At 63.4% G+C, this 14,988-nt stretch carries 15 protein-coding genes and 1 pseudogene; 8 read left to right on the top strand and 8 right to left on the bottom strand.

From position 1 onward, the window contains the following. Window positions 1-118: 118 nt before the first annotated feature. Together Q0S16_RS09565 and Q0S16_RS09560 are read right to left on the bottom strand one after the other, a co-directional pair. Window positions 119-1,495, bottom strand: coding sequence for a cytochrome P450 (locus tag Q0S16_RS09565; protein WP_295847519.1), 1,377 nt, complete (start codon window positions 1,493-1,495; stop codon window positions 119-121). A gap of 150 nt (window positions 1,496-1,645) precedes the next feature. Then, window positions 1,646-2,875, bottom strand: a complete 1,230-nt coding sequence (locus Q0S16_RS09560) for an LLM class flavin-dependent oxidoreductase (RefSeq protein WP_295847518.1) — start codon at window positions 2,873-2,875, stop codon at window positions 1,646-1,648. A 176-nt stretch (window positions 2,876-3,051) separates the two neighbouring features. Between Q0S16_RS09560 and htpX the strand changes: the two genes are divergently transcribed. The 6 genes from htpX (at window position 3,052) to Q0S16_RS09530 (ending at window position 10,315) form a co-directional block, all read left to right on the top strand. Then, a complete protein-coding gene (gene htpX, locus Q0S16_RS09555) occupies window positions 3,052-3,981 on the top strand; it encodes a zinc metalloprotease HtpX (RefSeq protein ID WP_295847516.1) in 930 nt (309 codons plus the stop codon). A gap of 330 nt (window positions 3,982-4,311) precedes the next feature. Further along, complete coding sequence (locus tag Q0S16_RS09550; RefSeq protein WP_295847515.1) at window positions 4,312-4,578, top strand: hypothetical protein; 267 nt, start codon at window positions 4,312-4,314, stop codon at window positions 4,576-4,578. Between the two features lie 334 nt (window positions 4,579-4,912). Then, window positions 4,913-6,097: a PHB depolymerase family esterase gene (locus Q0S16_RS09545; RefSeq protein WP_295847514.1), complete on the top strand. Its 1,185-nt coding sequence runs from the start codon at window positions 4,913-4,915 to the stop codon at window positions 6,095-6,097. An 89-nt stretch (window positions 6,098-6,186) separates the two neighbouring features. Continuing rightward, window positions 6,187-8,676: a PAS domain-containing protein gene (locus tag Q0S16_RS09540; RefSeq protein WP_295847511.1), complete on the top strand. Its 2,490-nt coding sequence runs from the start codon at window positions 6,187-6,189 to the stop codon at window positions 8,674-8,676. Between the two features lie 98 nt (window positions 8,677-8,774). After that, the gene (locus tag Q0S16_RS09535) at window positions 8,775-9,191 is read left to right on the top strand and encodes a DUF1236 domain-containing protein (protein ID WP_295847509.1); all 417 of its coding nucleotides are present in this window, start codon (window positions 8,775-8,777) and stop codon (window positions 9,189-9,191) included. 158 nt (window positions 9,192-9,349) lie between these two features. Then, window positions 9,350-10,315, top strand: a complete 966-nt coding sequence (locus Q0S16_RS09530; protein ID WP_295847508.1) for a fatty acid desaturase — start codon at window positions 9,350-9,352, stop codon at window positions 10,313-10,315. Between the two features lie 128 nt (window positions 10,316-10,443). On the opposite strand, the gene Q0S16_RS09525 is transcribed toward Q0S16_RS09530, so the two are convergent. Continuing rightward, complete coding sequence (locus tag Q0S16_RS09525) at window positions 10,444-10,713, bottom strand: GlsB/YeaQ/YmgE family stress response membrane protein (protein WP_295847505.1); 270 nt, start codon at window positions 10,711-10,713, stop codon at window positions 10,444-10,446. Between the two features lie 174 nt (window positions 10,714-10,887). On the opposite strand from Q0S16_RS09525, the gene Q0S16_RS09520 reads away from it, so the two are divergent. Then, window positions 10,888-11,139: a hypothetical protein gene (locus Q0S16_RS09520; RefSeq protein WP_295847502.1), complete on the top strand. Its 252-nt coding sequence runs from the start codon at window positions 10,888-10,890 to the stop codon at window positions 11,137-11,139. On the opposite strand, the gene Q0S16_RS09515 is transcribed toward Q0S16_RS09520, so the two are convergent. Further along, the gene (locus Q0S16_RS09515) at window positions 11,136-11,804 is read right to left on the bottom strand and encodes an MBL fold metallo-hydrolase (protein ID WP_295847499.1); all 669 of its coding nucleotides are present in this window, start codon (window positions 11,802-11,804) and stop codon (window positions 11,136-11,138) included. The genes Q0S16_RS09520 and Q0S16_RS09515 overlap by 4 nt on opposite strands. Window positions 11,805-11,898: 94 nt before the next feature. Between Q0S16_RS09515 and Q0S16_RS09510 the strand changes: the two genes are divergently transcribed. After that, the gene (locus Q0S16_RS09510; protein ID WP_295847497.1) at window positions 11,899-12,393 is read left to right on the top strand and encodes an MmcB family DNA repair protein; all 495 of its coding nucleotides are present in this window, start codon (window positions 11,899-11,901) and stop codon (window positions 12,391-12,393) included. Window positions 12,394-12,429: 36 nt separating this feature from the next. Here Q0S16_RS09510 and Q0S16_RS09505 read toward each other — a convergent pair whose 3' ends face one another. The 4 genes and pseudogenes from Q0S16_RS09505 to Q0S16_RS09490 form a co-directional block, all read right to left on the bottom strand. Then, a complete protein-coding gene (locus Q0S16_RS09505) occupies window positions 12,430-12,984 on the bottom strand; it encodes an ActR/PrrA/RegA family redox response regulator transcription factor (RefSeq protein WP_295847494.1) in 555 nt (184 codons plus the stop codon). Between the two features lie 295 nt (window positions 12,985-13,279). Then, a complete protein-coding gene (locus Q0S16_RS09500) occupies window positions 13,280-13,777 on the bottom strand; it encodes a VOC family protein (RefSeq protein WP_295847491.1) in 498 nt (165 codons plus the stop codon). A 47-nt stretch (window positions 13,778-13,824) separates the two neighbouring features. After that, entirely contained in the window at window positions 13,825-14,370 is a 546-nt protein-coding gene (locus tag Q0S16_RS09495; RefSeq protein ID WP_295847488.1) for a carboxymuconolactone decarboxylase family protein, read from the bottom strand. Between the two features lie 128 nt (window positions 14,371-14,498). Continuing rightward, a pseudogene (locus Q0S16_RS09490) lies at window positions 14,499-14,988 on the bottom strand (amino acid ABC transporter substrate-binding protein); the annotation flags it as partial.

The raw sequence follows: 14,988 nt of genomic DNA, 5'->3' as shown, positions 1-14,988 counted from the left end.
GGACACGACGTCCGCCATGACTCGATCACTTCGGCATAGGTGCGGGGTTCGCGATCGATCCATTCGAGCAGATCGAGGATCAGCGGTTCGAGATCGTCGCCCAAGGTATCCTCCGCTTTCAATTCCTTCCGAGTATCGCCCGAAGGCCGTCCTTCGGTTTCGGGATCGGCCACATCTGCCAGGCCGGCTGGTAGTCGCGCGGCAACGCCACGTTCACCTGATACAGGAAATGCCGGATGAAGCATTTCGCCTGCATATAGGCGAAATGCAGCCCGATACACATGTGGGCACCGCCGCCGAACGGCACCCAGGCAAAGCGGTGGCGCCCCCGTTGCGCCTCGTCGGTGAAGCGCAGCGGATCGAACCGGTCCGGGTCCGGCCATATTTCCGGCATGTGATGCGTGAATAGCGGATTGAGGCCGACCAGCGTGCCCGCCGGAAAGTCAAAACCCTTGAAGCTGAAGGCGCGGGTGGCGCGGCGCGGAATCGAAGGCACCGGCGGCTTCAGCCGCATCGCCTCCTTGAACGCCATCTCGGTCAGCGGCATCGCCTCGAGCTGCTCGAACGACAATGGAGCGTCGTCGACGAGGCCGAGAGCCTGCACCTCGTCGCGCAGCCGTTGCTGCCAGGCGGGGTTTTCGGCCAGCAGCGCCACGAATGAGGTCAGCGATGAGGTCAGGGTGTCATGCGCGGCCATCATCAGGAAACTCATGTGGTCGACGATGTCCCGGGTCGAGAGCAGCGCGCCATCCTCATGCGTTGCCCGGCATAATTGCGAGAAAAGATCATCGCCACCGTTGACGCGGCGGATCGGAACCTGTTCGGCGAAATAGCTAACCACCCGCGCGCGACCGCGCACCCCGTGGGCCATCTGCGTGCCGGGCCACGGCTTGCGGATCGGCGCCACCGACGCCGCGACCATGTCAACGAAGGCGCGGGTAATGTCGTCGCTCCGCGGGCCGAGCCCGGTGCCCAGAAACGACGTCGCCGCCAGATCGAGGGTGAGTTGCTTCATGGCCGGGTAGAACAGCATCTCGCCGGGCCGTGCCCGCCACTGCGTGACCCGGGCTTTGATTCCGGCGTCGAGCGCCGTTAGATAGGATTTCATCGGGCCGGATTTGAAAGCCACTGAAAGCGCCCGGCGATGCTGCCGGTGTTCCTCGAAATCCAGCATCATCAGCCCGCGCGGAAACAGCCGGTCGAGGATAGACCCCCAGCCGTGGGTCGAGGAGAACAGTTTGGTCTGGTCGAACAGCACCAGCTCATTCGCCTCGGGGCCAAGCATGGTGATGCTGGTTTCGCCGAGGATCCGGGTTCGGTAGATCGGGCCGTAGGTGGCCGCTGCCCGCTCGACCGTGCCTTTGGGATCCGCCAGCACCCGGAACGTGTTACCGACGATCGGCCAGCCTTCATTACCCGGAATGTGGGCCAGCGCCGCGCGCTTTGGCGGCATCAGTTGCGGCGGCGCGGATAATGCGAAACCGGGCATGGACATGGCATTTCCTCATCCCTGGAATCGGCCGGCATGATGGCGAGGTGGCCGTCCGCAGTCTCGTTGACCCAAGGTTGTATGGTCCGGCCGTACTTGGCAAGCTGATTTGCCGGCCGGAATTGCCGCGATGGCACCGGCCGGCACGCCAGCCGATCAGGCTTTTTTCGCCTGCAGATCAGGCGCGTTCACCAGCGGGATGGCGACGCGGCCAGGGCCGGTCAGCGACAGTGCCGCGGCGGCCTTGTCGTTTTCCATGATCTTGGCCATCACCGCTTGGCCGGCGCGCTCGAACACTTCGCGATTTTCCCGCACGTAGTTCTGCGATTTGCGTAACGATGCGATGTAGCCATTGATCTCCGGCACCACGTAGCGCGCCACCATGTCCCAGCTGCGCCTGGTGTTTTCCGGATTGGCCCAGTCATGCACGAAGCCGACGATGGTGCCGACGCCTCCCGACACCGCCATCAGGTTCTTGATGGTTCTGATCAGGTCGTCGGGGGTGCCGATGGTGGAGGCCGCGTTTTCGCCACCGGCGGTCTGCTCGACCGCGTCGCCGGGCGAGCTGAAGGCCTTCACGCCAGGTCGCTGTAGCGTCTTGACGGTGTACTCATTGTGCCAGCGCATCAGGCCGGGACCGGCCTCGCGTTCGGCCTGTTCACGGGTCTCGGCGATGTGCCAGCTCAGCAGCACGCGCCAGTTGGCGCGATCGACGGTCGTGCCGTGCTTCCTCGCGGCGTCCTCGGCAAAGCCCCATTGCGTCGGCAGTGCCATCAGCCCCTGCGTCGACATCGAGCCGAGCGAGATGATGCCGATGCCGTATTTGCCGGCCAGCGTCATGCCCGATGGCGAGATCTGCGACGCCACCACGAACGGCATCTCCTCCTGCAGCGGCAGGATCTGCAGCGCGGCGTCGTTCATGGTGAACCAGTCACTTTTCGCCGTGACGCGTTCGCCATTGAACAGCCGGCGGATGATTCCGATCGCTTCGTCCTGGCGGTCGCGCTGCGTCATCGGGTCGATGCCCAGCGTATGCGCGTCGGAGGCCAGCGCGCCCGGGCCAGAGCCGAACAGCGCGCGGCCGCCGGTCATGTGGTCGAGCTGCACCATGCGCTGTGCGACATTGTAGGGGTGGTGATAGGGCAGTGATACCACGCCGGTGCCGAGCTTGATCCGCTTGGTGCGCTCGCCGGCGGCGGCGAGAAACATTTCCGGCGAGGCGATGGTCTCCCAGCCGGAGGAGTGGTGCTCGCCGCACCAGAATTCATCATAGCCGAGCGCGTCGAGCTGTTCGACCAGATCGAGATCGCGACGGTATTGCAGCATCGGGTGCTCGCCGATCGGATGATGCGGAGCCAGAAAGGCTCCGAACTTGACGCGTGCCATGGACATTTCCTCTTTCTATTCTTGCTTGCGACGAGCCTAGGCGACTGATCGCTGGCGTCAATGCGCGACCGTGCATGGCCGCGACGCGCGGCCGCAGCCCGGCGTCTTGCGCGACCGCCGCCGCCATCATTATTTGAAGAGTGCACCGTAGCGCTTCCGCGCGGGCAGGAGGACAAATGAGTTACTTCAGGACCGCGATGCTGCTGGCGGGCATGACCGCTCTGTTCATGGGCGTGGGCTATCTGATCGGCGGCGCATCCGGCGCCGCGCTGGCGCTGCTGGTCGCCGCCGGCATGAATGTCTTCGCGTACTGGAATTCCGATCGCATGGTGCTGTCGATGCACGGCGCGCAGCCGGTCGATGCGCGCAACGCGCCGGACCTGTATCGCCTGGTCGGCGATCTGGCCAACCGCGCCGGCCTGCCGATGCCGAAGGTCTATATCATGGAGAATGCGCAGCCGAACGCCTTTGCCACCGGACGCAATCCGCAGAATGCCGCGGTCGCCGTCACCACCGGCCTGATGGAACAGCTCAGCCGCGACGAACTGGCTGGCGTGATCGCGCATGAGCTGGCGCATGTCCGCAATCACGACACGTTGCTGATGACCATCACCGCGACCATTGCCGGCGCTATCTCGATGGTAGCGCAGTTCGGCATGTTCTTTGGCGGCAATCGCAACAATAATGGGCCTGGTATCATCGGCTCGCTGGCGCTGATGATCCTGGCGCCGCTGGCGGCGATGCTGGTGCAGATGGCGATCAGTCGTACCCGTGAATATGCCGCCGATGATCTTGGCGCCAAGATCTGTGGCAACCCGATCTGGCTGGCTTCGGCGCTCGCCAAGATCGATCATGCCGCGCATCAGATTCCGAACGAGGAGGCTGAGCGATCACCGGCGACGGCGCATATGTTCATCATCAACCCGCTGTCGGGTCGCGGCATGGATAATCTGTTCACCACGCATCCCTCGACCCAGAATCGCATCGCGGCGCTACAGCAGTTGGCGGCCGAGATGGGCGTGCAGGCGCCGGCGCGCTCACCGGGCGCGGCTGCGCCGCGCGGACCCTGGAATGGTGCGCCGCGGTCGCGGGGGCCGTGGGGTTGATTGATGATCATGCGGGCATGATGCGCGTCGTGCAGGTTGAGTGGGGCCTGATACCACAAGTAGGCGTGGCAATTAGTTAAGGCTATTGTTCTAGATTTGCTCTGCGTTCCAGCAGCGAACGCTGAGTGCTCCGGACCTGGTATGGCTGTCGATCCGGGGCCTTCAGTATTCACCGGAATTGTTGCGCAGAGGCCTTACAGTGCCGGGCCGTTCTCACACCGGTCATTGTAAGGCTTCGAGCGCGGCATGGCGGACCCGCCGCGGCTGGCGTGGCCGGAACGTTTCGCAATTGCCCCTGTTGATAGCAAGAGCCTTCAACAGGAGCGAAAAATGCGAAATATCATTCTGGCTACAATGTGCGCGGCTGCCATCGGCGCCTTCTCGGTAGGTGGCGCTTCGGCGCAGGCCACCGGACCCGCCGGTCAGGACAGCAATAAAATGGGCACCGGATCGACGATGTCGAAGGATGGCATGGCGAAATCCGGAACTCAGGGAATGTCGAAGGATGGCATGTCGAAGGACGGCGTGGCCAAGGGGTCGATGTCGAAGGATGGCATGAAGAAAGACAGCACGGCGAAAGATGAGATGAAGAAGTAGCCTTCATCGAATCGTTTTTGAACAGCCCTGCATGGCTTTGCCATGCGGGGCTTTTCTCGATCGGTGTGCCTTCATCACGCGGGGGACGAGCTGCGCCATGATCGGCCTGTTGAGCTCCGGCCGCCGCACCAGCGCGGCTGGCCAGATCCGGTGCCATTTGCGCCACAGTCCCGACCAGATAATTCGGCACAGCCATATCATTGCGGTATCCCGGTCAGGGGGTACCGCTGTCTTAAGCTTGATGGGTATTTGTGAGCCCATTGCATTTTATTTTGCAGTGCAGCAACCATGTGGCGGCAGTGCTGTTGTATAAGCCTGACGATCAGGAGCCGCCGTGTCACTAGCAGATAACATCGATTTTCTACGCAATCTTCCAAAACTCCCTGAAATCAATGGCCTGGAGGGTGTGACGCGGAGTTTGGCGCGCGGCGGCGCCAGTCCGGTCGTGGAATCCACCGGGTTTGGAAGCAATCCTGGCAACCTCAAGATGTTTCGTTACGTTCCAGCAACCGTAACGGTCAAGCCTCCTCTTGTCGTGGTGTTGCATGGCTGCACGCAAAAGGCGGCGGGCTATGATTCCGGCGCTGGCTGGTCGGCGATCGCCGAACATTACGGTTTCGCCTTGCTGATGCCCGAGCAGAAATCCGCCAACAATGCCAATACCTGCTTCAACTGGTTCTCTCCGGAAGATACGACCCGCGACAGTGGTGAAGCGCTGTCGATCCGGCAGATGATTGAGCAGATGGTTCTTGATCACGCGATTGACCGCAAGCGCGTGTACATCACGGGACTGTCGGCGGGGGGCGCCATGACCTCCGTGATGCTGGCGGCCTATCCGGAAGTTTTCGCGGCCGGGGCCATCATTGCCGGTTTGCCCTATGGCATTGCCAACAATATGCAGGAAGCGCTCGGCGGCATGTATCGCTCGCCGCCGCGTTCGGCGCACGAGCTCGGCGACCTTGTCCGCAAGGCATCTCCCCATGCTGGCCCGTGGCCACGGGTTTCGGTGTGGCATGGCAGCGCCGATCGTACCGTCAACCCAGCCAATGCCGGCGAGATCGTCAAGCAATGGCTCGACCTCCACGGCCTGCCGCCGGCGCCGATGTCGGCATCCGACGTCGATGGTTACCCGCGCGAGGTATGGTGGGACGGCGATGGCGAGACCGTCGTGGAGTCCTACACGATTACCAATATGGCGCATGGTACACCGCTGGCGATCGCCGGCAATGACGAGCCATATGGCGCCGCCGGCGCCTTCCTCCTCGAGGCTGGCATCTCGTCCTCTTATCATATCGCGCAGTTCTTCGGCCTGACCCGTCAGGTCGCGCCTCGCAATATCGAACTGGTCACGGCCGCCATCGCCGAAGCGCCCGTGGCCCCCGCTGCCACGACAGCGGCGCCGAATCCGCGCGCGGAGGGCGACCGCCGCTTTACCCCGCGGAGTCCGGAAGGTCGCCGGCGGCTCGACATCCATGCCGTGATCACCCGTGCGCTCACCGCCGCCGGCCTGATGAAATAGGCTGAGCGTGACGTAATCCAGGCGGGTTGCGCCGCTCCTGACAGGCAGCGAGGTTCCGGTACATCCTGTTTAGGTGTATCGATAGCGCGATGCTGAACAGCCCCCGATCCATATCAGCCGATTTTCTCGCCGGCGGCGGCGAGATGGGCGATCGCATGCGCGCCTTCGACTGGGGCGCGACACCCATTGGCGTGACGTCGCAATGGCCGCAGAGTCTGCGCACGGCGCTACGCATCATGCTCAACACCAACCACCCGATGTTCATCTTCTGGGGTCCTGAGCTGATCCAGTTCTACAATGACGCGTATCGTCTGACGATGGGACCCGAGCGGCATCCCTCGGCGCTCGGTCAGCGCGGCCGCGAATGCTGGGAGGAAATCTGGCCGATCATCGGGCCGCAGATCGATCAGGTGATGTCCGGCGGCGCCCCCACCTGGTATGAACGCCAGCTGGTGCCGGTGACCCGCAACGGTGAACTCGAGCAGGTCTACTGGACTTACGGCTACAGTCCGATCGACCAGGACGACGGCGTCGGCGGCGTGCTGGTGATCTGTCGAGACGTCACGCACGAGCACCAAGCGACCATCGCGCTGCGCGAGCGCGAGGCGGAACTGGCGCGGGTGCAGCAGATCGGCCGCATTGGCGGCCTCGAGGTCGATCTGCGGACCGGCTTTCGCAACCGCCGGTCGCCCGAATATCTGCTGGTACACGGCCTGCCGCCGGACGCCGAGAACGAAACCCATGACGACTGGGTGCGCCGCATCCACCCCGAGGACCGCGAAGCCACCGAAGCCAAATTCCGGGAGGCCATCAAAGCCGGCGTGCGCGAATACAGCGTTCAATATCGCATCATCCGTCCCAGCGACGGCGAGGTGCGCTGGATCTCGGTGAAGTCGCTGATCGAGCGTGACGAGAATGGCCGCGCAATGCGGCTGGTCGGCGCGCATACCGACGTTACCGACGAGGTGAATGCCGAGCGCGCGCTACGCCAGAGCGAGGAGGAAGCGCGCCGGCTTGCCGCCAAATTGGCCGACCTCAACGCGACCCTGGAAGCGCGCGTGCTGGAAAAAACCAGGGAGCGCGATCGCATCTGGAACGTGTCGCAGGATCTGCTGCTGGTGCTGAATCTTGACGGCGTATGGCGCGCGCTGAATCCGGCCTGGTCGCGGACACTCGGCTGGGACGAAGCGGAGATGCTGAACCGGACGTCGGACTGGCTGGAGCACCCCGACGATCACGCCAAGAACCGTGCCGAGTTGCAGCGTCTCGGGCAGGGCCAGGCGACGCTGCGGTTCGAAAACCGGTTGCGACACAAGGATGGTTCCTATCGCTGGCTGTCCTGGACCGCCGCACCGGATCAGGACAGCATCTACGCCGTCGCCCGTGACGTCACCGGAGAGAATGCCGCCCGGGAGCGCCTCAAGGTAACCGAGGAAGCGTTGCGGCAGTCGCAGAAAATGGAAGCCGTCGGACAGCTCACCGGCGGCATCGCACATGATTTCAACAATCTGCTGACCGGGATCGTCGGCTCGCTCGATCTGATGCAGATCCGGCTTGATCAGGGCCGCACCGAGAATATTTCCCGCTATATCAATGCCGCGATGACATCGGCCAACCGCGCGGCGGCGCTGACCCACCGGCTGTTGGCGTTTGCCAGACGTCAGCCGTTAATTCCAAAATCGGTCGATGCCAATGCGCTGGTGTTTTCGCTGGAAGATTTGCTGCGCCGGACCATCGGCGAGCGTCTGAGCCTGGAGATCGTCGCCGCCGCCGGGTTATGGTGCACGCTGTGCGACCCCAACCAGCTGGAAAGCGCGCTGCTCAACCTCGCGATCAATGCCCGTGATGCGATGCCGGACGGCGGCCGGCTCACCATCATGACGTCCAATGCGCAGATCGACGTGGCGAGTGCCGATGCGCCGGCGCTGCCGTCGGGCGACTACATCCGCATCGTGGTGATCGATACCGGCACCGGCATGAGCGCCGATGTCATGGCGCGCGCGTTCGACCCGTTTTTCACCACCAAGCCGATCGGTCAGGGCACCGGCCTCGGCCTGTCGATGATTTACGGCTTTGCCCGGCAGTCCAACGGCCATGTCAGCATCGACAGCCGGCTGGGGCAGGGCACCTCGGTCACCCTGTACCTGCCGCGCCATCACGGCACGGCCGCCGAGACGGTGGCGACATTGCCACGCGATGACAATGCCGCCGTCACCGGCGAGACCGTGCTGGTCGTTGAAGACGAGCCGATCGTGCGCGCTGTCATTGTGGAGATGCTGAGGGACGAAGGTTACCGCGTGCTGGAAGCCGTCGATGGCCCCTCCGGCCTGCGCGTATTGTGCGCGGATTCGCGGATCGATCTGTTGATCACCGATGTCGGATTGCCCGGCATGAATGGCCGCCAGCTTGCCGATCAGGCGCGCGAGCAGCGTCGTGATCTGAAGATATTGTTCATCACCGGCTATGCCGAGAGCGCCGCGATCGCCAAAGGTTTTCTGCTACCGGGCATGGAGATGGTCACCAAGCCGTTCGACCTCGGCGACCTGTCGGGACGGGTGCGGGACATGCTGGCCCGGTAATCCCGGTTCCGGCGCGCCGCTAAAATATCCGCAGGAACCATCTTGTCGCACCGCGCTTATTTCGACGCCGACAACTTTTAAATCACCTGGAGATCAACATGATGCGTCGTTTCCTCGGAGCTACTGCTATCATCGCCACGCTGGCGATTCCCGTTCTCGCTCAGGCCCAGGGTGTCCCGGTGGGTATTGAGCGTGGTGCCCGTGATGGCGAGCGCGCGGCCGGCCCGGTCGGTGCCATCGTCGGTGGAACCATTGGCGGTGTGGTTGGCGGCGTTGCCGGCGTGCTCGGTGTCGATCAACGGCCGCGCTTTCGTAGCTATGTGGTTGATCAGCGTCGTCCGTCCTACAGCTATAGTAACGAAGTCCGCGTCGGTGCCGTGCTGCCCGGCGATGGCGTGACCTATTACGATGTTCCCCGGGAATATGGTGCGAGCGAATACCGCTATACCGTCGTCAATGGCCGCACCGTTCTGGTTGAGCCCGGCTCACGCCGAATCGTCGAGATCGTCGAGTAATCATTTCACAAGCAATACGTCGTTGATCGATCAGGCCGCCTTCGGGCGGCCTGATTTGTTGCGTAGCTGAGCCGGTAGTCAGATCGCCCGATATCAGCTAGAGAACGGCGTGCAATTCAACGACGCGGCGTCCTGCGGGCCGCCAGATGCGGAGCGAAGTGGCAGCCTCAGATCGTGATTCCACCGCCGCCATCGCGCTGGCGATTCCGGCGCTCGGCAGCGCCGGTTCCCGCATCGCGCTGCCGGAAGGCGTGCGGCCCTATCGCGTCGACTGGGTCAACGTCTCGGTCATCGGAACTTTCCACGCGCTGGCCTTGCTGGCGCTGCTGCCAGGCTTCTTCAACTGGACCGCGCTGATCGTTGCGATCATTGCCGCGCGGCTGTTCGGCCTGATCGGCATCAATATCGGTTACCATCGCCTGCTCACCCATCGGGGCTTCAAATGTCCGAAATGGCTGGAGCATTGTTTTGTCGTGGTGGCGATCTGCTGCGCCGAGGATACGCCGGCGCGCTGGGTCGCGGTGCATCGCCGGCATCACGAGAAGTCGGACGATCAGCCCGATCCGCATAGCCCGCTGGCGGGCTTCTTCTGGGGCCATATCGGCTGGCTGCTGGTGAAGAACCCGGATCTCGCGCGGCTCGGCATCTATGACCGCTATGCCAAGGATATTCTGCGCGATCCGTTCTACGTCGCGCTCGAGCGCAATGCCTGGCAGCTCAAGATCATGCTGATCCAGATCAATGTGTTCTTCTTCGCCGCGCTGGTCGCGGAATTCGCGATGGGCGGAACCTGGCCGGAAGCGGTGCAGTTCGCGCTCAGCGTTGTGGTCTGGGCGGTATTCGTCCGCACCGTCTTCGTCTGGCACCAGACCTGGGCGGTGAATTCCTTCACCCATATGTGGGGCTATCGCAACTACGAAACCGACGAAGACAGCCGCAACAACTGGTTCATCGGCCTGTTGGCGCATGGCGAAGGCTGGCACAACAACCACCACGCCGACCAGCGCTCGGCACGCCATGGCCATCGCTGGTGGGAGTTCGACACCACCTATCTGACTATCCGGTTGCTGGAAAAACTTGGCCTGGCCTCGGACATCGTGACGCCACGGAAACTGACAAAGTAGACGGGGCGGCATGGGTGGAGCGAAGCGATACCCCTCATGAATCTGGCCGGGCTATCGCCCGGCCATTATTCTGCACGTCAGCGCACTTGAGTGATGGGTAGCGCTTCGCTCCACCCGTCCTATCGAAGTTAGAACCGTCCGCCGGTGCGCAGCAGTCGCACCACCAGCAGCAGGATGACGGCGCCGATCGCGGAATAGATGATCGACGATAGCAGCCCGGAGCCGAGATGGATGCCGAGTTTCGGAAACAGCCAGCTGGCGATGAACGCGCCGCAGATACCCACCAGAATATCGCCGATAATGCCGAAGCCGGTGCCGCGGACGATCTGCCCGGCAAGCCAGCCGGCCACCAGGCCGACAAACAAAATAACCAGAAGACTCTCGTTTGATAGATGCATGAATTTTTCCCCTTGCGTAGCGCTGCCGGAAGGCCGCAACCGCGCTAACGCGCATCCTCCCCATTCGATACCGCGTGCCGCGGCTTTTCCGCGGGGTGATGCGCAATTGCAACGGCAGGCGTCGTCGACATCTTCCGATGCAACTTTTGGCCGCAATCGGCGTTGGTACGGATCATGACAAAGCCCGATATCTGGTACGTGGCCTTCGGCCCCGACAAATCCCTGAAGTCCGACGCCCGCGCCACCGGCACGGTTCGGACGACCAAGACATTCAAGTCAGAAATCGACGCCAAGCTGTTTGCCCGGCAGATTATCGCCAAAGGATGGTCAGCCAGCGCCGGCACCCTCAATCCGCATCAGCCGAAGCAGACGATTGCGGCCTCGCAGGTCGAGGACTGGGCCAGTATCGGCGTCAACGCCAGCTAGGCGGCGCCGGTCAGGAACGGGTTGGTCAGGCGCTCCTGGCCGATGCTCGATCCCGGGCCGTGGCCGCAGATGAAACCGACATCGTCGCCCAGCGGCAGCAGTTTGGTGGTGATCGACTGGATCAGCTGCTCATGGCTGCAGCCGGGAAAATCAGTCCGGCCGACCGAACCTGCGAACAGCACGTCGCCGACATGGACGAATTTCATCGCTTTGTTATAATACACTACGCTGCCCGGCGAGTGACCGGGACAGTGAAGGATGTCGAAATCCAGTCCGCCAATGCTGACGCGGTCGCCTTCCTCGAGCCAATGGTCGGGTACGAAGTTGCGCACGCCCGCCATTCCGTATTTGGCGCCGCTCTCCACCACCAGATCGAGCAGGAACTTGTCGGCGATATGCGGGCCGGTGATAGGCACCTGCAAAGCGTCGCGCAATTCGGCCGCGCCGCCGACATGGTCGATGTGGCCATGGGTGAGCCAGATCTGCTCGACCTTGACATCGGCCTTGGCGATCGCCGCCAGTATCTCGGCTACATCGCCGCCGGGATCGATCACCACCGCCTGACGGGTGGCCTCGTCCCACAACAGCATGCAGTTCTGCTGGAACAAAGTGACGGGAATGATCACCGCGCCGGCGGCGGCCTTGGTTTCGGTTTCGTTGCTCATGCCGCCACAATGCTGATTTTTGCCGGGGTGCCAAGGGGGTAGTTTGGGGCAAGATCCCGCTGCGCGGAGGGCCCCGATCCGTTATGATCGGCGGATGGAATCGAAAGCTGCCTTAGCGCTCGCGCCCCCTTTGGACCGCCGTCAGTCGGAGACGGCGCTGGCGATCACCCGCGGCACGGCGCGGCTGCTGCGCGGCCTCGGATTTTCCTGTCTGAGCGAGTTGTCGTTGCCGTCGGGGCGGCGCGCCGATCTGGTCGCGCTCAATGGCCGCGGCGAGGTCTGGATCGTGGAAATCAAATCGTCGCTGGCGGATCTCCGCGCCGACGACAAATGGCCGGAGTACCGCGCGCATTGCGATCGGCTGTACTTTGCCTTCACCCAGGATCTGTCCTGCGATCTGTTTCCCGGCGATACCGGCCTCATCGTGGCCGACGCCTACGGCGCGCATCTGCGCTGCGAGGCGCCGGAGCACCGGCTATCGGCCGCGACACGAAAGCTGATGCTGCTGCGCTTTGCCAACACCGCCGCGCAGCGCCTCAACCGGCTGCACGACCCGCAGGGCCACGCGGAGTTTCCCGGAGAAGTGTAGTTGTCTCCCTCTCCGCGCAACCGGCCCGAGGTGGAGTCAGCGCGGCGCGCGCTTGGCCAGAATCCGCTGCAGGGTGCGGCGGTGCATGTTGAGTCGGCGCGCGGTTTCCGAGACGTTGCGTTCGCACATCTCGTAGATGCGCTGGATGTGTTCCCAGCGCACGCGGTCGGCCGACATCGGATTGTTGGGAAGTTCGGATTTTTCTCCCGGGCTGGCGAGCAGCGCTGCCATGACGTCGTCGGCATCGGCCGGCTTCGACAAATAATCGACCGCGCCGATCTTCACCGCGGTGACGGCGGTGGCGATGTTGCCATAGCCGGTCAGCACGATGGCGCGCGCATCGGGGCGCTGCAGCTTCAGCGCGGCGACCACATCGAGACCATTGCCGTCGCCAAGCCGCAGATCGACCACGGCGAAGGCCGGTGCCGCCTTGCCGATATGGGCTAGGCCATCGGAAACGGTATCACAGGATGTGACCGTAAAACCGCGGGTCTCCATCGCGCGCGACAGCCGCTCCAGAAAGGGCTTGTCGTCCTCCACAATCAGGAGCGAGCGGTCGGTCTGTTCACTGAGTTCGGCGATGGCGTTCACGAGTATAACTCCTCCATGTCGTACCGAGAGTATATGTCGCTGCGGCAGGCTGCGCCAAGGGCGGCCGGACCGCCATGGCGTCATCGTGATGCATCGGTTGACGCTTCCACGCGAGAAATCGGCCGGTTCCCGGGTTTTAAGTTACTATCCCAGCGCGACGTGTTGTCGCAGCGCGACGCGGGCGAAGATACACCCGCGCGGGACGGCCGAACCACGCGTCGTCGAGGCGTGCGCGGCGCCTGACGACGCCCCTTAGTATCGGTATTTGTTTCCCTGGCTGCGCGCCCTGACAGCGTTAAATTTCGCGCTGCTGCATCAGTTCGTCGAGATCGAGCCGTCGGGTGAACATCGCCAGCCCGCCACTGCCATCATGCGGCCACGCCGCCTGCGGGCGGTCCCAGTATAGTTCGACGCCATTCTGGTCGGGGTCGCGCAGATACAACGCTTCACTGACGCCATGGTCGCTGGCGCCGTCGAGCGCGATGCCGGCCTGCCGCACGCGGTGCAGTGCGTCGGCCAACGCGGCGCGCGTCGGATACAGGATCGCGGTGTGAAACAGCCCGGTAGTGCCCGGTGCCGGTGGCGCGCCACCCTTGCTCTCCCAGGTGTTGAGCCCGATGTGGTGATGATAGCCGCCGGCGGAAATGAACGCCGCCTGATCGCCAAACCGCTGCATCAGTTGAAAGCCGAGCACGTCGCAATAGAAAGCCAGCGCGCGGCCGAGGTCGGCGACCTTGAGGTGAACATGTCCGATCCGCGTGCCCGCGGCGATCGGCGTGGATGTCCCGGACATGTTGTCTCCCTCCGGCAGCGCTGGCTCCGCCCATGGTCGGTTTCGGTTTACGCCAGTTCGGAGATCTGACCGTCGGGCAGACCGAACTCGTAGGCGTTCAGCGTCATCGATACCATGGTGTAATAGCCGCACAGCCCGATGATCTCGACCAGCCCGCGCGCGCCGAGAAGCGTCACCGCCTCGTCATGCAGCGGCTGCGACAGGCTGCGTGCCTCGTGCAGCGATTTGGCGACGTCGTAGATCACCCGCGCCTTCGGATCGGTGAAGGTCGGCGTGCGGCGCTGCTTGATGTCCTCGATGATGTCGGGTGCCAGCCCGCCGTCGAGCGCCATCTTCTTGTGGGCGTACCATTCGAAATGCGCGGTCCAGTGCCGCGCCGTCACCAGGATCGCCAGTTCGGACAGCGCCGGGGTCAGCGAGGTGTCGTAGCGCAGCAAGGCGCCGAGCCGGGTCGCGTGTTTGGCCATCTCCGGGCTGTGCAGCCAGGCCATCATTGGCTCCGGCGGCCTGCCGCGCTTGCTGGCGATGGATTCGTCGTAGACGGTTTTCTGCTCCGGGCTCATCTCGTCCGGCGCCAGCCATTTCAGTCGCATTTATGTCTCTGCATTTTGTTGTTGTCGTTGTTTCGCAGGGTACCGGTTTGAACGACAACCGCGCAAGCGTCGGCTTGCTTGTCCTTGCCTTTCCACAAGGGGAAAAGCAGAAATGCTGCGTCGCCCGGCTATCGGATCGGTGGTGCGTACTGGATGCCGCCGGCGCTCCACAGCTGGTTCAGGCCGCGCGGAATCCGGAGTTTCGAGCCGGCGCCGACATTGCGCTCATAGACCTCGCCATAATTGCCGACATGGCGGATGATGCGCGCCGCCCAGTCTTTGGTCAGGCCGAGATCCTCGCCATAGCTGCCCTCGGTGCCAACCAGCCGCATCACGTCAGGCTTTTTCGACTGCAGCGCCGCGTCGATGTTCTTCGAGGTGATGCCGAGCTCCTCGGCGTTGATCATGGCATACAGCGTCCACTTCACCATCATCATCCATTCGTCGTCGCGCTGCCGCACCACCGGCGCCAGCGGCTCCTTGGAGATCACGTCGGGCAGGATGACATGGTCGTCGGGCCGGCCCAGCGTCAGCCGCAGCGCATAAAGCTGCGAGGCGTCGGCGGTGAAGGTGTCGCACTGGCCAGCATTATAGGCCTTCACGGCGTCGTCGAGCCTG

The sequence above is a fragment of the Tardiphaga sp. genome, from assembly GCF_025356345.1.
Lineage (GTDB): Bacteria > Pseudomonadota > Alphaproteobacteria > Rhizobiales > Xanthobacteraceae > Tardiphaga.
The sequence above is the reverse complement of the archived record's forward strand: the minus strand, read 5'-3'. Positions and strand labels throughout refer to the sequence as shown.